The organism is Rhizobium sp. Leaf371, from assembly GCF_001424045.1.
Classification (GTDB): Bacteria; Pseudomonadota; Alphaproteobacteria; order Rhizobiales; family Rhizobiaceae; genus Ferranicluibacter.
Genome location: NZ_LMQB01000005.1, coordinates 12525 through 31871, shown reverse-complemented (window position 1 = coordinate 31871; position 19347 = coordinate 12525). Strand labels below are relative to the sequence as shown.

The 19347-nt window shown below is 57.0% G+C and carries 10 protein-coding genes and 8 pseudogenes; 9 read left to right on the top strand and 9 right to left on the bottom strand.

The window, feature by feature from the left end; translation table 11 throughout:
• Window positions 1-19 precede the first annotated feature (19 nt).
• The 3 genes and pseudogenes from ASG39_RS24675 to ASG39_RS07190 all read left to right on the top strand — a co-directional run.
• Window positions 20-397 (top strand): annotated as a pseudogene (locus ASG39_RS24675) (SDR family NAD(P)-dependent oxidoreductase); the annotation flags it as partial.
• An 85-nt stretch (window positions 398-482) separates the two neighbouring features.
• A complete protein-coding gene (locus tag ASG39_RS24670; protein ID WP_347360155.1) occupies window positions 483-830 on the top strand; it encodes an SDR family oxidoreductase in 348 nt (115 codons plus the stop codon).
• Window positions 831-860: 30 nt separating this feature from the next.
• Entirely contained in the window at window positions 861-1760 is a 900-nt protein-coding gene (locus tag ASG39_RS07190) for an NAD(P)-binding domain-containing protein (protein ID WP_277995954.1), read from the top strand.
• Between the two features lie 26 nt (window positions 1761-1786).
• On the opposite strand, the pseudogene ASG39_RS07185 reads toward ASG39_RS07190, so the two are convergent.
• Window positions 1787-2071, bottom strand: a pseudogene (locus tag ASG39_RS07185) (helix-turn-helix domain-containing protein); the annotation flags it as partial.
• Window positions 2072-2399: 328 nt separating this feature from the next.
• Between ASG39_RS07185 and ASG39_RS07170 the strand changes: the two are divergent.
• Window positions 2400-3588 (top strand): annotated as a pseudogene (locus ASG39_RS07170) (IS3 family transposase).
• A gap of 198 nt (window positions 3589-3786) precedes the next feature.
• Here the strand turns inward: ASG39_RS07170 and ASG39_RS07165 are convergent.
• From ASG39_RS07165 to ASG39_RS07150, 5 genes and pseudogenes are all read right to left on the bottom strand, one after another.
• Window positions 3787-4341 carry an NAD(P)H-dependent oxidoreductase gene (locus ASG39_RS07165; RefSeq protein WP_062594361.1) on the bottom strand — a complete coding sequence of 185 codons (555 nt, stop codon included), beginning with the start codon at window positions 4339-4341 and terminating at the stop codon, window positions 3787-3789.
• A 587-nt stretch (window positions 4342-4928) separates the two neighbouring features.
• On the bottom strand, window positions 4929-6638 hold the full coding sequence (locus tag ASG39_RS07160; RefSeq protein WP_062594360.1) for a PAS domain-containing methyl-accepting chemotaxis protein: 1710 nt from the start codon (window positions 6636-6638) through the stop codon (window positions 4929-4931).
• A 221-nt stretch (window positions 6639-6859) separates the two neighbouring features.
• Entirely contained in the window at window positions 6860-8125 is a 1266-nt protein-coding gene (locus ASG39_RS07155; protein ID WP_156468055.1) for a beta-galactosidase trimerization domain-containing protein, read from the bottom strand.
• A 4-nt stretch (window positions 8126-8129) separates the two neighbouring features.
• Window positions 8130-8350: pseudogene (locus ASG39_RS23695) on the bottom strand (transposase); the annotation flags it as partial.
• Window positions 8351-8435: 85 nt separating this feature from the next.
• A pseudogene (locus ASG39_RS07150) lies at window positions 8436-8756 on the bottom strand (transposase); the annotation flags it as partial.
• 208 nt (window positions 8757-8964) lie between these two features.
• Between ASG39_RS07150 and ASG39_RS07145 the strand changes: the two are divergent.
• The 4 genes and pseudogenes from ASG39_RS07145 (at window position 8965) to ASG39_RS07130 (ending at window position 13487) form a co-directional block, all read left to right on the top strand.
• Window positions 8965-9696 (top strand): LuxR C-terminal-related transcriptional regulator, encoded by a 732-nt coding sequence (locus ASG39_RS07145; protein WP_062594359.1) that lies wholly within the window; start codon window positions 8965-8967, stop codon window positions 9694-9696.
• A gap of 304 nt (window positions 9697-10000) precedes the next feature.
• Entirely contained in the window at window positions 10001-11788 is a 1788-nt protein-coding gene (locus tag ASG39_RS07140; protein WP_062594384.1) for a PAS domain-containing methyl-accepting chemotaxis protein, read from the top strand.
• A gap of 25 nt (window positions 11789-11813) precedes the next feature.
• Window positions 11814-12211 (top strand): annotated as a pseudogene (locus ASG39_RS24765) (chemotaxis protein CheW); the annotation flags it as partial.
• A 256-nt stretch (window positions 12212-12467) separates the two neighbouring features.
• On the top strand, window positions 12468-13487 hold the full coding sequence (locus tag ASG39_RS07130; protein WP_082477026.1) for an HD-GYP domain-containing protein: 1020 nt from the start codon (window positions 12468-12470) through the stop codon (window positions 13485-13487).
• 133 nt (window positions 13488-13620) lie between these two features.
• Here the strand turns inward: ASG39_RS07130 and ASG39_RS07125 are convergent.
• From ASG39_RS07125 to ASG39_RS07115, 3 genes and pseudogenes are all read right to left on the bottom strand, one after another.
• Window positions 13621-14699: pseudogene (locus ASG39_RS07125) on the bottom strand (IS630 family transposase).
• A 650-nt stretch (window positions 14700-15349) separates the two neighbouring features.
• Window positions 15350-16789, bottom strand: coding sequence for an NAD(P)(+) transhydrogenase (Re/Si-specific) subunit beta (locus ASG39_RS07120; protein WP_062594356.1), 1440 nt, complete (start codon window positions 16787-16789; stop codon window positions 15350-15352).
• A gap of 19 nt (window positions 16790-16808) precedes the next feature.
• Window positions 16809-18266: pseudogene (locus ASG39_RS07115) on the bottom strand (Re/Si-specific NAD(P)(+) transhydrogenase subunit alpha); the annotation flags it as partial.
• A gap of 65 nt (window positions 18267-18331) precedes the next feature.
• Between ASG39_RS07115 and ASG39_RS23095 the strand changes: the two are divergent.
• Window positions 18332-19158, top strand: a protein-coding gene (locus ASG39_RS23095) for an IS5 family transposase (protein ID WP_156468054.1) whose coding sequence is annotated in 2 segments (ribosomal slippage) — window positions 18332-18665 and window positions 18665-19158 — 828 coding nt in all. Because the reading frame shifts where the segments join, the coding sequence is not laid out codon by codon here.
• Window positions 19159-19347 lie beyond the last annotated feature (189 nt).

Below are 19347 nucleotides of genomic sequence, written 5' to 3'. Positions count from 1 at the left end.
CGGGACGCACGGCAGGACGATGGGATCAATACTGCGACGACGATGCCGCACCCTCACGCGTGATCGAAAAGGAGAAAGACGAATGAACGGAATTATGGAAGGTAAGGTCGCCCTTATCACGGGCGCAGGCTCCGGGATCGCTGCGGCAGCGGCAAGGCTCTTTCACAAGGAAGGAGCACGTGTCGTGCTTGCGGATGTCAGCGGAAAAGAGGCCGATCTCGCCGCCGAACTTGGTGAGCGCGCGGTGGCTTGCTCGGCCGACGTCAGCAAAAGTAACGATGTCCAGGCGATGATCGACATGGCCATCACCGAGTTCGGGCAACTGGACATTCTGTGTAACGTCGCAGGTATTACAGGCCCACAGGGTTCGCTGGAAGATGCGCGCGAGGAAGACTTCGACAAAGTCATTGCGGTCAACATCCGCAGCTTGCTGCTTTCCATGAAATACGCTTCCCCATCTCGTTGCGGGGAATGGCGGTGTCATCGTCAACATCTCGTCAGCCACGGCGCTCGTTGGAATGCCGGGCCTTGCCGTCTATTCAGCGACGAAGGGCGCTATTATCGCTACAACCCGCGTCATTGCCGCCGAATATGCGAGCAAGGGCGTTCGCGCCAATGTAATCTGCCCAGGTGGGATTGAAACTCCGATCTATCTGGAGCATCTGGCCAAGGATCCGGCGTCGGTGAACAAGACCGTAAGCCTCATCCCGGCGGGACGTGTCGGGAAGCCCGAGGATATCGCACAGGCCATGCTGTTCCTCGCGTCAGACGCATCCTCCTACATGACCGGTGCAGTCGTTCCCGTTGATGGCGGCCAGACGGCCGTCTGAACACCGGGCCAATCTGACGCCTGCCCATACATCTCGTGTTTACCGAGACGCCCCGCCGAGACCGCTCGCTCGCAGTGCGAGCGTTCTCGGATGCAGGAACATGCAGAATTACGAATCACCACTCTCGAAGGAAAGGAAAGATTTATGAAAATCGGCATCATCGGAACTGGATTGATCGGAGCCAATCTCGCAAAGAAATGGGTGGCCGCAGGTCACTCTATCCGGATCTCCAACGACTTCGATCCCAGTGCTCTTGACAATCTGGCCCGCGAGACCGGCGCGCAGGCCGTGCCAGTAGCGGACGCCGTCAAGGACGTCGAGGTGATCGTCACCACGATCCCGCTCCACGCCATACCATCGCTGCCCGACGGCCTGTTCGACGCCGTTCCCGACGATGTCATTCTCGTCGATACCTCGAATTATTTCCCGGGGCGTGACCAAACGATCCCCGCCATCGAGGAAGGCATGGTGGAAAGCCAGTGGGTTGAGCAGCAGATCGGGCGTCCGGTCATTAAGGCGTTTAACAATCAGCTGGCCTACACCCAGGCGCACGAGGGAAAGCCGGCGGGCACACCCGGCCGGATCGCCATGTCGGTTTACGGCGACGATAAGACAGCTAAAACGAAGGTCGTCGGCTTGATCAACGATCTGGGCTTCGACGGGACTGACGCTGGTCCGTTGGCGCAATCCTGGCGGCAGCAGCCAGGCACGCCTGCTTACCGCACCGAACTGACGGCACCAGAATTGGAGGCGGCGCTAGGCAGGGCTGTCAAGAGCAGATCACCCAAACTGCGGGATCTCTCGCTTAAGCATCTTGAGGCCTTTGGCGATGGGTTTCTAGCATCCCTTGGAAAGGGCGAACATACCCTAGGGTATACAAGCAAAGACGTCGTTGAGATGTATCGCAGGCTCGAGTCGCAAGACATCTGAAATAGGATTTGGAAGTGGCGCCGTTTCTATGCCTTAGCAGAGTCGGCGACTTTACGGTCGAAGTAGCGCGACGGCGTCGTTCCCAGGGCCTTCCGGAACATTGTAATAAAAGAGGTCGCAGACTCGTAGCCAAGCGCATCGGAGACTTGCTGTACGGGCACTCCGTCTGACAGCTTGGACAGCGCGACAAGCAAATGAAGCTGATGCCGCCATCGGCCGAACGTCATCCCCGTTTCCCGGAAGACCAAGCGGGCCAGGGTCCGCTCGCTGGTCGCGGTGCGGCCGGACCATTCGGCAAGCGTGGTGCGGTCCCTCTGACCTGGAATCAGACGAAAACTCGTCATTGGCTGGTTCCTAAAGCGTTTCAGCTTTGGCCCGTCGAACCAGCTCATCCACAACGACACGGACCCTGGGAAGTATCGCACGGGTCGCGGGCCAGACGGCGTTGAATGGCGACTGCACCTGACACCGCTCCGGTAGCACCTCGACCAGTTCTTTTCGATCGATGTAAGGCTGCACGAGAGACTGCGGCATTTGACACAGGCCAAAACCCGCAACCGCCATATCGATGACCACTGACCTGCCACTGAGAATTTCCTCCAGACTTGATTAGAGTTCGGCCTGACGAAGGACGGACGAATGAAGAAGCAGAGATTTACGGAAGAGCAGATCATCGGTGTGCTGCGTGAGCAGGAGGCTGGCTCGAAGGCCGCTGACCTGTGCCGCAAACACGGAATATCGGAAGCGACCTTTTATAACTGGAAAGCCAAATACGGCGGTATGGAAGTGTCGGAGGCCAAACGTCTGAAGGCGCTTGAGGACGAGAATGCCAAGCTGAAGAAGTTGTTGGCCGAGCAGATGCTGGATGTTGCCGCTCTTCGTGAGCTTCTCGGAAAAAAATGGTAGGGCCTGCCGCCAAGCGTGAAGCTGTCACGCATCTGAAGGTCACAATGGGCTTTCGGAGCGGCGGGCCTGCCAGATCATATCTACCGACCGCACGACGGTCCGTTATCGGTCCAGTCGACCGCCAGAGGTCGAACTTCGGACGAAGCTGCGCGATCTCGCCAATGAGCGACGACGGTTCGGCTATCGACGGCTGTTCATCTTGCTTCGGCGAGATGGAGAGCCTTCCGGGGTCAATCGCATCTACCGGCTCTATCGCGAGGAAGGTCTTTCCGTGCGCAAGCGGAAAGCCAGACGTCGTGCGGTTGGCACGCGTGCTCCGATCCTCGTCGAAGCAAAAGCCAATGCCCGCTGGTCGCTGGATTTCGTCCACGATCAGTTCGCCTGCGGCAGACGCTTCCGCGTGCTCAACATTGTCGACGACGTTACGCGCGAATGCTTGGCGGCGATCCCGGACACGTCGATCTCTGGCCGTCGTGTGGCGCGAGAACTGACGACACTCGTCGAAAGACGCGGCAAACCCGGCATGATCGTCTCCGACAATGGCACCGAGTTCACCTCGAATGCGATCCTGGCCTGGTCCAGGGACCACAAGGTCGAATGGCACTACATTGCGCCGGGAAGGCCGATGCAGAATGGCTATGTTGAGAGTTTCAACGGCCGCATGCGTGACGAATTGCTCAATGAGAGCCTGTTCTTCGGCCTCGACCACGCCCGCAGCGCCATTGCCGAATGGGCTGAGGACTACAACACCTTCCGGCCGCACTCGTCGCTCGGATACCAGACCCCGGCAGCCTATGCCGGGACAATCGCGGCAACCGGCTCCAACGCTTCACAATGTGGAAGCTTCGCGTTTCCGCCGGTTGCTCCCACCCCGCCATTTGGCGTATCAAAAACCGCCCAGGCTCTAATCGCAGCCGGATGAAACTTCAGTGGCAGGTCACGAGACATATAAATGGCATCACCGACCATGCCCCCGGCCACTTGGGGGATGCCTAGAAACCCAAGCGTCCTAATGCTTTTCGCTCCGGATATGTCTCGTCAACTGCGAGCCAAACCCTAGGCACGCGGGAACTAAAGTTGCAAATGGATGCACCCGCTTCTCGTTTCATTTCGAAGACAATCACGAATATGTTAGTCGCTCGACCAGTTGAGTTTGATAGTGCGCCAGGTTCGACGCAGAAACAGCTTGAAAGACCAGCGGCGGAAGGTAAGTCATTCCGGCGTGTAGAGCGCTTGCTTTCATCGGGGTAAAGACGTCTTCTAGTCGAATTCCGATGCGGCCCGTTTCGCCGTAGGTGCTGCTCCCGCCACCGGCAGTACTCACCACCAGCATTTCTTTGCCCTGCCACAATCCGGGCCCGACATTTCCCCAAATTTCGTTCAGATAGGCTTTTATCATGGGAGTGATGTTGAACCAGTGCGTCGGGAACAGAAACACGATGCGGTCGTACAGTCGAGTAATCTCGCGCTCCCTTTGTCCATCAATATCCCGCGTGTCGAAACCATAGGTGGTTTCCAGATTGCGCACCTCGACGCCCTGGATGGTTTCCGCCGCCTGCTGCAGCCCTTTGATCATGACAGAACGTTCTGGATAAGGGTGAGAGGCAATCAGCAGCGTTTTGATTTGCGTTTGATGAATCTTTTCGGCGGCCGACGCCGGGATCGCGGACAGCAACCATTTCCTAGCGAAACCGCAAGAACAAGATCGGCCTTCAGAAAATCGCGCCTGTTCATCGTGAAACCTTTCTTTTGTTTTGCATCATCGATTGAGAGGCTCTTCAAGATCAACAGGAAGACAGGCGTAGTTCGAGCGCCCAACCTCGTCCGCGGGCACGAACCGGTAAGTGGTCAACGGCGAAAACAGCAGTCTTACCCCTAAGCTCGCTGATCAAAGTAATCCTGCAAGGTTATCTCGACCGCCCAGCCGCGACACGGTGGTTGAAAACCTTCCCTGACCCCATGTCGATAACACCGCATGACGGTTAGCGCTGCACGCAAAACCCATGGCGACGAGGGTTGTTAGAATGAGGTAGACAGTAAATTGGAATCACGAAAAGATCATCATACAGCTCCATAGCAAGATTGGTGTTAGCGGGTGCTAAAGGCAAACTACACGTTTCCACGCGGTTCGACTATCTGCTAAATGCTGCATATACTTATGCCGCTGACTAATAAGTCATTCGGTTGGGATTCTTGAACGCGGCGATTTCCTTTGATCAACAACTCATCGCAGCTTCCCGAAGATGGCCCTCAGCACGGTTTCTAAGAACCAGCCGCCCGCGCCGCAGGCGGTCGAGAAAGAGGACGCTGGAGCAAAGGCGATCTCGTGGTATCGTTGAATTTGAACTGATCGAGAAGTTCGAACAGTGCGGCGGCCTCGCGAGCGAGGCCATGGCTGGCGGCAGTCTGCTCCTCGACCATTGCCGCATTCTGCTGCGTTCCTTGATCCACAGTGTTGACCGCCTGATTGATTTCGCCAAGCGCCGTGGCCTGCTCACGGGCCGCTGCAACAATCGCTACGATGTTGGCGTCGATGTCGTGAACTTGAGTTGCTATCTCCTGGAGAGCTGAACCGGCTTTCGTCACCAGAGACACACCATTCTGTACTTGAGTACCTGAAGCTGTGATCAGCGTTTTGATCTCTTTCGCTGCCTTGGCAGACCTCTGCGCCAGTTCCCGTACTTCCTGCGCAACGACCGCGAAACCCTTGCCGGCCTCACCAGCACGCGCCGCCTCGACCCCCGCATTGAGGGCCAAGAGGTTGGTCTGGAATGCGATTTCATCGATGACGCCGATGATGTTTGAGATCTCGCGAGCTGACGTCTCGATCTGGTCCATGGCACCGATAGCATCACGCACCACTTGGCCGGAATGTTTCGCGTGGTCACGGGTTCGGGATACCTGATGTCCAGCTTCTTCCGCACGGCGGCTGGAATCTTTGACCGTGGTAGTGATTTCCTCAAGGGCCGCAGCGGTCTCCTCGACGGACGCTGCCTGCTGTTCAGTCCGCTTCGCCAGATCGTCTGCGGCACTGCGCATTTCATTTGATCCGGCCGAGATGGCCCGGGCATTGTCGGCAACCGTCACCATCGCTCGCTTCAGCTTCCCGGACGCCGAATTGAAATCCGTTCTCAGCCGCTCGAGTGAGGGGATGAAGGGCTTTTCTATCGATTGGGACAGATCGCCTTCGGCCAGTCTGGTGAGACAACCGGCGAGTTGGTCGACGTTTTCCACGCGGTCCGTTACGTCGGTCGCGAATTTTACGACCTTGAAGACATTCCCGTTCATGTCAAAAATTGGATTGTAGGAGGCCTGGATATAAACCTTGCGCCCATCCTTGCCAATACGCATGAATTCGTCGGCGACCAGTTGCCCGTTGGCGAGCTTAGTCCAAAAATCTCTGTAAGCTCCTGATGCTGCATAGGAAGGCTCGCAGAACATCGAATGTAGCTTGCCCTTAATTTCTGCAAGCGAGTACCCGAGAGACGATAGGAAGTTCTCGTTGGCGGTCAGCACCTCACCCGTGGGCGTAAACTCGATGATAGCCTGTGCCCGCGATAGGGCATCGATCTTGCCGTTATCTTCCGCCGCCTTTAGTTTTTGGGCCGTAATATCTGTGGCTATCTTGATGACCTTCACCGGCTTGCCGCGACGGATGACGGGGTTATAGGATGCCTCGATCCAGACTTCCTTACCGTTTTTGCCGATCCGCTTGTACTGCTGCTGGTCAAAGTCCCCTGCAGTAAGCCTCGCCCAAAATGCCTTGTAGTCTGGAGATGAGGCGAAAGCCGGCTCTACAAACATGCTGTGGTATTTGCCGACGATTTCGGAGAGCTCATATCCGAGAGCCCGACAAAAATTTTCATTAGCGGTCAGGATTTTGCCGGTCAGATCGAATTCGATCATAGCTTGCGATCTGGAAAGCGCGGCAACTACCGCGACAGCATTGGAACCACGGTCGAGAAAAGTCATGGGTGAATTCTCCGAAGGATCCTATTGACCTCAAGATAAAGCCGTTCGCATATATTTGCATAATATCGTTAAGCGACGTTTAATGTTTTCTTCACTTGAAGTGCAAGGAAAGTAAACTCCTTTGTTCTTCCCGAAATCTGCATGCACGGAAACCATAGTGGCTTCCACTCGATTCGCAGCTGTCCGGTGCTCCGTGCGCGATGACGCGGAGCACGTTGCAATCAACCTGCCAGCCCAATAACGGCGCAGCCGTAAGGTCCGAGCACTAGATTTCTCGAGACAGTATCCCCCGACAAGAGGTCAGTCCCTTCGGGGATGTTTGTCAGTTCTCTTGTTGCATCGTCCGCATTCATAAGAAACAGGAGCTTGCGGTCGTCTGCTTCGCGAAGCGTGACCTCAACGGTTGACGGCAAGTTCGGCACAAGAGGATGGATGCCGGCGTTTCCGAAGAGATGTTCGGCGAGCGCTCCGACGAGAACGTCAGTCAGATAGGTGCCGATATAGATCGCCTGGCCGCTTCCCACGCTGCGGCGGGAAATAGCGGTCCGCCCGCCCAGAAAGCGGTTGCTCCACTGCCCAAGCGTTTCGACATCTTCGTCGATCTCGAAAAGTTCGTAGAGATGCGCAGCGTCATATTCGGCGTTGCCGATCGCCAACCGATAGCCACGCTGCGACGAACTGGCGGGCAGACGCCGAGCCGGTACGTTCAGCCCGAGTTCCGGACCCGGCATGCCGAAGAGACCGTCGGCGCCGGGTTCTGCGACACGTCCAAATTCTTCCACGCGAACGCCACAGAGTGCCGAGAGGCCAGGTCCCGGCGCAAGGGTGCGCGGGATGTGATTGTTCTCGTCCCGCGTTCCGGTCATCGCGCCGACCACCAGCGTGCCGCCATTGCGCACGATGGCCTCGACATTCGCATCCCACTCGCTTTTCCACATGACCCAGTGCGGGATGTAGAGGAGCTTGATGCGCGAGAGATCGTCAGCCGGGTGAATGAAACCGCATGCGATGCCGTTGTCGTAGCAATAGCGGTGCAGCCGCGTCCCATCCTCGAGCGGGCTTGGCAGGCCCATGGGATAGGTTTTGTACGCTTCCTGATTGTCGAAATCTGCACCCGCGATGGCGACGTCCATGCGGACGGTCTTGCCGAGAAGGTCGTCTTTGATCCGGGCGATGTCTCCGGCAAACTGCGCTGCCTCATGGTAGCGCCGACGGGGAACGTCATCATGGTCGATGACGCCCATCCAGTAGATTTCAGCACCGAAATGCGCCGGCCTCCAGCGGAAGAACAAAAGACCATCCGCGCCGCGCGCAACGGAACTGAGTGCCATCCGCCGCATCTCGCCCGGCTCCGGGGTCATCGTGGAAAAACCGGGCTGACTGCCTAAACCGGAAGCCTGTTCCGGCACGATGAAGTTGCCGCTAAAGGCCCGGCAGATGTCGAGGTGTAGCGCGTGTGTGGCGGCGTGGCCACCCGTGCGCCGCATCTCGGCGCTTTTTGCCCGCTTCGAGGAACTCCTTCGACCAGCTATAATACAGGCTTTCGGCAATCCCTTCACGGCGGCAGATCGCGGCGATGCTGTCTTCGCCACGCAGGCCCTCCAGGACGACCCGGATTTGTCCTCGGCTGAATGGTGCTTGCGCGTGGCGCGGCGGATGTCCTTGATCGTCTTCTCGGCCGCTGATGTCTGGGGCCCGGATTTTCGTCTCATCTTCGCTTCCTTTGAATGAGCTACGATGTGCCGAAAATCCTCTCTTCTCAATTAAGCCATTTCTGTCTCATGGGCGCTGATCGGGGACATAAGCCTCCTGGATCACAGCAGTCAGGGCCTTCTCGGCCATGCGGCGCGGCTCCAGAAAGCTCGGGAAATAGCTGCCGGTGCGAAGCTTGGGAATGCGAAGCTCGACTGTGCCAGCCCGCGTCTCCCAGTCCCGGTCGCGATAGCCGTTGCGCTGGGCAAGTCGAAAGCCATTCTTCTCGCCGTAGCCCGCGCCGGTCTTCGCCCCGACTTCCAGCGCCATCAGCTTCTCGGCAGCAAAGCCGATCATCTCGCGTAGCAAATCGGCGTCGGCGCTCTTCTCAACGAGTGAGCGCAGGTTCATCATGTCGTCGGTCATCGATGGTGTCCTTCAGGTTGGATCTAAGCAATCCGACCCTACCGGAAATCACCGATGGCTATGAAATCCAGCTACACCAGGCGCTGGGACACGGTTGTCGACTGTCGCTTTCTAACCTTTTTAATAAACTCAAGTCGTAATATGTCTTGAGCAAGCCGCGGACGTTTATCCACCAATTTGATGGCGGTTCATATTCGGAGCTCTTCGATTGCCGTCCTCACGCGCATCATCTTCCAGCGACGTTCTCGACGGAGCGGTCGATCTTCGTTCTTTGCCACAGCGCAGACATGTCACTGCACATCCTTTTGTCGAAAAGCTTCGCATCGCGGTTCATTTTGATTTCTATGCGGTATCCGGTTTGGATCTTGATGGATATCATTTCGGGAGCGGTCAATCGATCGACACAGACATACCACCGGCGTTCCTGGATGCCTATTATGGAGACAATCTCCTCGACATTGATCCGTTCGTGCAAGCGTCAAAATCCGCGTCCGGCGTTGTCATTGAGAAAAATGTCTATGCGCAAACACCGCCGCCGCGGCGCCTTCAATACCTGACGGAAACGTTTGGCGTTTTGAACCGCACCCTATTTCCCGTCAGGCGCGGAGACAACGTCTTTGGAGCTGTCGCTTTCGCACGCAAGACTGCTTTTGCAGACCACGAACTGGACTTCTTGGTAGATGTGGCTGACGTCATGCACCGCGTGATCACGCGACCCATCATGGACAAATTCTCGGCTCCAACGCTAAGACTTATCGACGGCGAGATTGCTTGCCTGCGGTCTGCGAGCTTTGGCAAGACGACGGACGAGATCGCAGAGGTGACCGGTTACACAGCCGACACTGTGAACAGTTACATCAAAACTGCTATCCGTAAACTTAGTGCCAACAATCGCGTCCATGCGATTGCGGAGGCAATCCGGCGTGGTCTCATCTACTAATTTGACATGGCGGTTGACGTATAAGGATTGGGGTAGACTTGGCGTTCACGCCGCCATTTGATCATTTGGCGCGGCTAAAACGCGAACCATCATTCATGAGTGCACTCATTGAGGGAAAGCTGAAATATCTTTCGTAAGTTTAACACTTCATTTGCAGTTCACTCCTAGAACTGGGGGTATCAAACGAGGTGAGAGCATATTGAAATGCAATCCTCGGCTTGATCCAGTGCAGTACAGATAGACCTGCGACGGACGGCAACGTCCTGAAGCGGCGCCTCCCGCAGACATGGAGCTTATCTTGAGAATGACGTCGTTTGGTTTCTCGTCGGATGCCCGTGCGGTCCTCGCCGCAATGAGCAAGTCTCAAGCGATGATCGAGTTCGATCTTGGAGGAAGAATTCTGACAGCCAATCAGAATTTTTGCACGGCACTCGGCTATGAGCTTCATGAAATTGTCGGCAAGCATCACCAAATATTTGTCGATCCGACCGAAGCCGCCGGTGCTGACTATAAAGAGTTCTGGAATTGCTTGGCGGATGGTAAGTCTGACCAACGCCAGTACAAGCGCTTTGGTAAGACCGGCAGAGAGATCTGGATTGAAGCATCGTACAATCCCGTGTTTCGCGGCAGCAAGCCGTACAAGATCGTCAAGTTCGCCACGGATATCACAGTCCAAAAACTGAAGGCGGTCGAAGACGCTGGCAAGATCAATGCGCTGTCGCGCGCGCAGGCTGTCATCGAGTTCACGCCATCTGGCGAGATCCTGACCGCGAATGAAAATTTCCTGACGACGCTCGGATATCAGCTCGGAGACATTCAAGGCAAACATCACTCAATGTTCTGCGAAGGCAGCTATACCGGCAGCGAGGACTACGGTCGCTTCTGGAGCCGCCTCGCCGCAGGTGAGTTCATCGCGGACGAGTTCCTGCGTATTGGTAAAGGCGGCAGGAAGGTTCACATTCAGGCATCCTACAACCCGATCTTCGACATGAGCGGGAAGGTCTTCAAAGTTGTCAAGTTCGCAACGGATGTCACTACTCGCGTTGAGAACGTCGACAGCCTCGCGAGCGTCCTGCAAGGGCTTGCCGACGGCGACCTGACACAACAGCTGACGAGCCCTTTCCTGCCGACGCTCGAAAAACTTCGGCTCGATTTCAACAGCGCGGCATCGGGGCTTTGCGGCGCGATGGAAGCAGTGGGCCAGAACGCCGCCGCTATCGCCGCTGCATCTCAGGAGATCCGTTCGGCCTCCGACGATCTATCGCGCAGAACGGAACAGCAGGCAGCATCTGTAGAGGAAACGGCGGCGGCTCTTGAGGAAATCACAACAACGGTATCCGACTCCAGCCATCGCGCTCAGGAGGCCGGCCAGCTCGTGCGCAAAACCAAGGAAAACGCCGAGCGCTCTGGTTCTGTGGTGCGCCAAGCGGTCAATGCTATGGGCCAGATCGAGACATCCGCTGACGAAATCTCCAGCATCATCAGCGTGATTGACGAGATCGCCTTCCAGACCAACCTGCTCGCGTTGAATGCGGGCATTGAAGCCGCGCGTGCGGGCGATGCGGGAAAAGGATTTGCTGTTGTCGCACAGGAGGTTCGGGAGCTCGCGCAGCGTTCGGCCAAAGCTGCAGGCGAAATCAAGGATCTGATCAGCACCTCTAACGGCCATGTAAAGCAGGGCGTCGCGCTCGTTGGTGAGACGGGTAAGGCCCTCGAAGAGATCGTTGGGCAGGTCATCCATGTCGACAGCAATGTCAGCGCCATTGTCGAAGCGGCGCGCGAGCAAGCAACGGGTTTGAAAGAGATCAATACGGCCGTCAATACGATGGACCAGGGCACACAGCAGAACGCGGCCATGGTCGAGGAAACGTCCGCCGCGTCGCACGGGCTCGCGAGGGAAGCTGAGGAATTGTTTCAGCTACTCTCACGTTTCAAAGTTCGTTCTGGGTCGGCTACGCGCCCATTGCAGCCGGCATCGAGCATGACCGCGACCCGGTCATCTGTCGCTCCTATGAGGCAGATGACGGCAAAGGTCGCCCGCGCCTCCTGGGGGAATGCTGCCGTAAAGTTGGAAAGTTGGGAAGAGTTTTGATGTCGCAGATTGGGTTCATTCGTTCGTGTCGATAACAGACTATACGCAGGACAAGCAAGAGTTGTGCGTCCGCGCCGTTACCATTCGTGAAATCCGGTGATCAGCGCCAGCAACCTCTATTCCGCAAGCGCCGCGAGAAGTTTTTGGAGTGATGAACCTCCGCGGGACAGTGATCCCTGTCATCAACCCGGCCCTGAAACTCGGAATGCGAAGAGCGGAACCTACAGAGCGGAGTGCGATCGTGGTAACCGAGGTGCACGGGACGGTCATGCGTCTCCTGGTTGATTAAGTCTCAAACATACTGATGGCCAAAGCAAATCAGTCGCAGCCGGTTCCCGACATGACATCCTCGGGTACCAGGATTTCGCAGACGGTATCATCGCCCAGCCGGCCGGCATGATCTGCTTTCTCAACCTCGAACGAAGTTCGGTGTTCAGGATCCAGCATTGTCAGCAGCTTAGGCACTCGCTGCCTCATCAACGTACCGCGAACTTCTCTCCAAGCGAGCAATATCATGCACGCTGGTGCGTTGCGGGGCGGGAGACTTCCTTTCAATGAAGCATTGCCGGCAAGGTCCCGTGTCAACGACCTGACTGGTCATTACTTTCAATGCCATCTTTAATGACATCTAAAGTCAGCCCGCCTTCAACAAGAGGCGGGACGAAAGCGGACGCAGTGTATGCGAACAATTCTCGGCGCGCGTATACTGTTAAGGACCTTGAGGACGACAACTGTGGTAAAGCGCATAGAAAAACTCGAGGCCCGAGTTGGCATGTTCATCGAGTCGCTCGAGGGTGCATGGCAAGACAATCCCTTCGGCCAGCGCCGTTTCCTTTTGCGTTCGGAGACCGAGGTCGACCTGATCAAGAACAGCCGGATCACCGGTATCTATATCAACCTTGCAAAGGGTATCGATGTCGATGGCTCCAGCCGGAGTTTCGCCAAAAATCCGCCATCGCGCGTTGCCCCTCCCCGAAAGCCTGTCCCGGATAGCCGCCGCGCGACGGTCAGGGTCGTCCAGGCTTCAGTCAAGCGGCTCGAAACCGCGTTCAGGCAGAGCCAAAACGGCGAACCGATCGACATCGCGAGCGTATCCGGGATCGTCGGCGATATCTCGACCCAGATCGGCGACAGCCCGGCCATTCTTCTCGACATCACCCGGCTGAAATCGAAGGACAAGGTCACTTTCGTCCATTCTGTCGCCGTGTCGGCTCTGCTCGTGCATTTCGCGCGCCATCTGCAGTTCGAGGAACCGCTGGCGCATCTGCTCGGCTTTGCAGGGCTGGTGCACGACATCGGGAAATTGTCGATCCCGACCGAAGTTCTCACTAAGACGGGCATATTGACCGTAGAAGAGCGCGAGATCATCATGCAGCATCCCGCCATTGGCCACGATGTTCTCAAGCGGCAAGGTAACCTGCCCGGCGTCGTGCTCGACATCTGCCGCCATCACCATGAGCGCATGGACGGCAAAGGATATCCGGATGGTGTCTTCGCTGGCGAACTCTCGCTCTATGTCCGGATGAGCGCGATCTGCGACGTGTACGATGCACTAACCTCGGTGCGCCCCTACAAGAAGCCATGGTCGTCTGCGATGGCCTTGTCTTGGATGCTGCAGCATGGCGACCACTTCGATATCCCGCTGCTCTGGAAATTTATCATCAGCCTGGATAAGGAGTTGACCAGAGGGGTGGCGTAGTCATTGAGCTTGGCAAGAATATTGCTGTCTTCGGCCATGTCAGATAGCGCATCATAACCTCAACCTTGAGTGATATTTCTTTAGGGCGTCGCATTGCCTGCTGTATGGTTGCTACAGTCTTGTTCGTCATACTCTAGTGGATTGATTCCAACGCTTGGTGCCCCCGTTTGACGGCTGCAATGATCTCGTCTGGATCTGCTCTCCAGATGAACGGCTTTGGTTCCTGATTAGGCTCTCTCACGAAGCGGTTGATGGTGGCCTGGAGGTCAACGACGGAATGAAAGACGCCGTACTTGAGACGCCGACGTGTCAGTTTGGCGAAGAAACCTTCGACGGCGTTCAGCCATGAGCAGGATGTCGGCACGACGTGGAAGGTCAGCGCGGATGCCTTGCCAGCCAGGCGCGGACCTTCGGCTGCTTATGGGTCGCATAGTTGTCGAGAATGACGTGGACGGCCTTATCCTTTGGCAACTCCGCCTCGATGGCGTTGAGGAAACGGATGAACTCCTGATGCCGGTGACGCTGCATGTTTCGGCCGATCACCGAGCCGTCGAGGATGTTGAGGGCGGCAAACAGGGTGGTCGTGCCGTGGCGCTTGTAATCGTGGGTCATCGTGCCAGCGCGGCCTTTCTTTAGGGGAAGACCCGGTTGCGTCCGGTCGAGTGCTCGGATCTGGCTCTTCTCATCGACGGACGGGACGATGGCATGGGCCGGCGGCGAGACGTAGAGGCCAACCACATCATGCAGTTTCTCGGCGAAAGCCTTGTCGTTGGAGAGTTTGAAGCTGCGCCAGCGATGCGGTGCCAGCCCATGCTCATGCCAGATCTTGACGACCGAAGAGGCTGCAATCCCAACGACCTTGGCCATCGCACGAACCGTCCAGTGCGTTGCTTCCTGTTGAGGCGTCTCAAGCGTCAGTGCGACGACACGCTCAACGAGTTCGCCATCCAGCGGCGCAATGCCGGGCGGTCTGCTCTTGTCGCGCAAAAGACCATCGACGCCCTCGGTCATGAAGCGCTCCTGCAAGCGCCAGACGCAGGTTTTCGATTTGTCGGTTGCCTCCATGATCGCGACCGTTCCCGAACCGTCGCCACTCATCAAGATGATCTTCGCGCGGCACACGTGCTTCTGAGCAGAGGTCGGCGCTGCAACAATCGCTTCCAAGCGGGCTCGGTCCGCCACAGCGACGTCAAATGTGATACCTGTACGCATACGATATCGTTGCACGATGAAGACCGAAGGGGAATCCCAACTCGGACTCCTTTGTTTCAATCAATCCACTAGAATTTAGTTATCGATATTTTATAAGTAATAAGAATGAAGCGCTTCAGGAAATATAGTTTATTACACTATCCAAGTCATCCTGGTTAGAAGTAAGCAATCGCCAACCTGTATAACGTCTGAAAAACCACATGGAAGATTACAGTATTTTTGCGATTTACTATGGGGCTGAGCGATAAACATGAACTCTTGGAAACTCAGTACAAAGGTATATGCGGCATTCATAATTCTATTCGTAACTATGTTATCTACAGCGACCTTCAACTGGATCCAAGTTGGCAAAGCTGATGCGTGACCGAAGATGCGCTTAAGCGCGCTCGGGTGTTGCGCGGCGTAGATACTCTCATGTCATCCATGATCGATCAGGAGACGGGTGTCCGTGGTTACCCCATCACTATCACTGGGAGTGGCATGGATATGAAGCGCGGTTGAGATCTCGCAGGCGACCGAGGCTTGGCTCAAAGTCGCTCCTCAAAACGCAAATCGCGCACGGCACAGGTTCAGACCATGATTGGCATCGTTTGCAGAAGATGCTCCATGGCCTCAATGTCATTGGGCGGTCACGTCTGACGTGGCATGGCTCAAGCCATCAGAGGAACCAAGTCGCCGATACTCTTCTTCGCATCTCCGTAGAACATCCGAGTGTTCTCCTTAAAAAAGAGCGAGTTATCGATGCCGGAATAGCCGGTGCCCTGGCCGCGCTTGGAGACGAAGACCTGTTTAGCCTTCCACACCTGCAGTACTGGCATTCCGGCGATCGGCGAATTCGGATCTTCTTCTGCAGCCGGATTGACGATGTCGTTGGAGCCGATGACGATGACGACGTCCGTGGTCGGAAAGTCATCGTTGATCTCGTCCATTTCCATGACGATGTCGTAGGGTACCTTGGCTTCGGCGAGCAGCACGTTCATGTGGCCCGGCAGACGGCCGGCCACCGGATGGATAGCAAAACGCACGGTCTTGCCAGCTGCCCTGAGCTTGCGCGTCAACTCCGAGACAGCCTGCTGCGCCTGGGCAACCGCCATGCCGTAACCCGGCACGATGATGATGCTGTCAGCATCGTTCAGCGCCGCGGCAACACCTTCCGCATCGACGGCGATCTGTTCGCCCTCGATCTTCATCGCCGGTCCCGTCGTACCGCCGAAGCCGCCGAGAATGACCGAGACGAAGGAGCGGTTCATCGCCTTGCACATGATGTAGGAGAGGATTGCACCAGAGGAGCCGACCAAGGCGCCGGTGACGATCAAGAGGTCGTTGCCGAGCGAAAAGCCGATGGCAGCGGCAGCCCAGCCGGAGTAGCTGTTCAGCATCGAGACGACAACCGGCATGTCGGCGCCGCCGATGCCCACGATCAGGTGGCAGCCGATGAAGAAGGCGAGCAGCGTCATCAGCACCAGTGTCCAGACGCCCGCACCATTGAAGAATATGACCAGCAGGATGATCGAGCCCAGCGCCGCACCTGCATTGAGAGAATGCCCGCCCGGAAGCTTCTTCGCCTTGCCGTCGACCTTGCCGGCAAGCTTGCCGAAGGCGATGACCGAGCCGGTGAAGGTGACCGCACCGATGAACACGCCGAGGAAAACCTCGACCTTGAGGATGGCGATTTCCACCAGATCCTTATGGGCGAGCTTCTCGGCAAAACCGGCCAGTGTCGACAGGTCACCGCCCACCGCCTTCAGCGCCAGAACGGTGCCGACTTCCAGTTCGGCATTGTAGCCGATGAACACTGCGGCCAGACCGACGAAGGAGTGAAGCGCCGCCACAAGCTGCGGCATTTCCGTCATCTGCACGCGGGCAGCGACGTAGTAGCCCATGACCGAGCCGCCGGCGATCATCACCAGGATGATGAACCAGTTGCCGACGCCCGGGCCGAAGACGGTGGCTGCTACCGCCAGCGCCATGCCGACAATGCCGTACCAGACGGCGCGCTTTGCGCTTTCCTGGCCGGACAGACCGCCGAGCGATAGGATGAAGAGAACAGCAGCGGCGATATAGGCCGCAGATACAATACCGATTGTCATAGTCTTTTCCCCTCCCCGATCACGACTTCTGGAACAAGGCGAGCATGCGCCGTGTCACAAGGAAGCCACCGACGATGTTGATCGTCGCGATCAGTACCGACAAAGCCGCCAAAATCACCACCAGCCAGTTGCTGGAGCCGACCTGCAGCAGCGCACCCACAATGACGATGCCGGAAATAGCATTGGTCACCGCCATCAGCGGGGTATGCAGCGAGTGACTGACATTCCAGATCACCGAGAAGCCGATGAAGCAGGAGAGAACGAAAACGATGAAATGGCCCATGAAGCTTTCCGGTGCATAGGCACCGATAAGCAGCAGCAGGAGAGTGGATACCACCAGCAGGCCGACCTGGTTGCGCGTCTGCGTCTTGAACGCGGCAGTTTCCCGGGCCCGTTTTTCCGCAAGTGGCAGTTCCTTGAACTTCTCCTTCGGCTTGGCAGCCGCGATCGCCTGGACCTTCGGCGGTGGCGGTGGATAAGTGATCTCGCCCTGGAAGGCAATGGTCGCACCACGTATGACATCGTCTTCCATGTTGTGCACGATCGCGCCGTCCTTCGCCGGCGTCAGGTCGGTCATCATATGGCGGATATTGGTCGAATAGAGCGTCGAGGCCTGGGCGGCCATGCGGCTCGGAAAGTCAGTGTAACCGACGATCGTCACGCCGTTCTCCGACACGATCTTCTGGTCAGCAACCGTCAGGTCGCAATTGCCGCCACGCTCGGCGGCAAGGTCGATGACGACCGAACCCGACTTCATTGCAGCCACCATGTCGGCCAGCCACAGCTTGGGCGCATCACGGCCCGGGATCAGCGCGGTGGTTATGACGATGTCGATCTCTTGCGCCAGTTCGCGGAACTTGGCGAGTTGCTTTTCGCGGAATTCCGGCGAGGACGGCGTGGCATAGCCGCCGGTCGCGGCACCATCCTGCGCGTTTTCAAAATTCAGATAGACGAACTGTGCGCCCATGGACTCGATCTGCTCGGCCACTTCTGGGCGCACGTCGAAGGCATAGGTGATCGCACCCAGCGAGGTCGCCGTGCCGATCGCCGCAAGACCCGCAACGCCCGCGCCGATCACAAGAACCTTGGCGGGCGGCACCTTGCCGGCAGCCGTGACCTGGCCGGTAAAAAAGCGGCCAAAATTATTGCCCGCCTCGATCACCGCACGGTAACCGGCGATATTGGCCATCGATGACAGCGCGTCCATCTTCTGGGCGCGACTGATGCGAGGCACCATGTCCATTGCGATGACATTCGCGCCGGTTGACATCGCCAGATCGAGCAGGTCCTTGCTCTGCGCCGGGTAAAAGAGCGAAATCAGCGTCTTGCCGGGAGCTAACCGGCCGATTTCCACGCTCTGTGGCGGGCGCACTTTTACTATTACGTTGGATGTCGAGTAAAGCTCCTCGGCATCTTTGACAACGGTAACGCCAACGTCGCGATAGTCACTGTCTGAAAAGCCGGCGGCTTTACCCGCACTAGGCTCAGGACCTATTAATCTGATTTGAGATGTGATTCACAGTCTCCATTGAGGAGGCGGTGATGAGTGATTTGTTTTTGCTGAGCGAGCGTCAGATGTCTCGGATCTCGCCGTTCTTTCCCTTGGCGCATGGTGTGCCGCGGGTCGATGACCGGCGGGTGGTGAGCGGGATCGTCTATGTGATCCGCAACGGGTTGCAGTGGAAGGATGCGCCGAAGGACTATGGCCCGCACAAGACACTCTACAATCGCTTCATCCGTTGGAGTCGGCTCAGCGTGTTCAACCGGATCTTTGCGGCTTTGGCGGGCGAAGGTCCCAAGCCCGAGCGCATCATGATCGACGCGACACACCTGAAGGCCCACCGCACGGCGGCGAGCCTGCTTAAAAAGGGGATGTTCCCCGACGTATCGGACGCACCAAGGGCGGCCTGAACTCCAAGCTCCACACCGTCTGCGACGACAAAGGCCGTCCCGTCGTCATGCTGCTATCGGAAGGTCAGATGAGTGACCACAAAGGCGCCCGTCTCGTGCTGAATGCCCTCCCGCCAGCCAACGTCCTTATCGCCGATCGCGGCTACGACAGCACCTGGTTTCGGCAGGCGCTCGTCACCAAGGGCATCGAACCCTGTATTCCGTCGAGCCGAAGCCGGAAAATTCCTTATCCCTACGACAAGGTACTCTATCGCCAGCGCCACAAGGTCGAGAACCTCTTCGCCAAGCTCAAGGACTCTTATCCCTACGACAAGGTACTCTATCGCCAGCGCCACAAGGTCGAGAACCTCTTCGCCAAGCTCAAGGACTGGCGACGCATCGCTACACGATACGACAGATGCGCCCACACGTTCATCTCAGCCATCTGCATCGCTGCAACCGTCATCTTCTGGATTTGAAACAATGAGTCCTGAGCCTAGCTTCCAGCGTACAGTCATAGCCTAGTTTCATCAAATGAACCGCGCTTTCGGGAGTCATCGCAACGCGCGCTTCTCCAGAGAACATCTCTTTCGGCGCTCCAATATTTATCTTCATCTACTGCGCGGCGAAAGCCGTCCCTTCTTGTGCAAGTTCTCTTCGATTTTAGG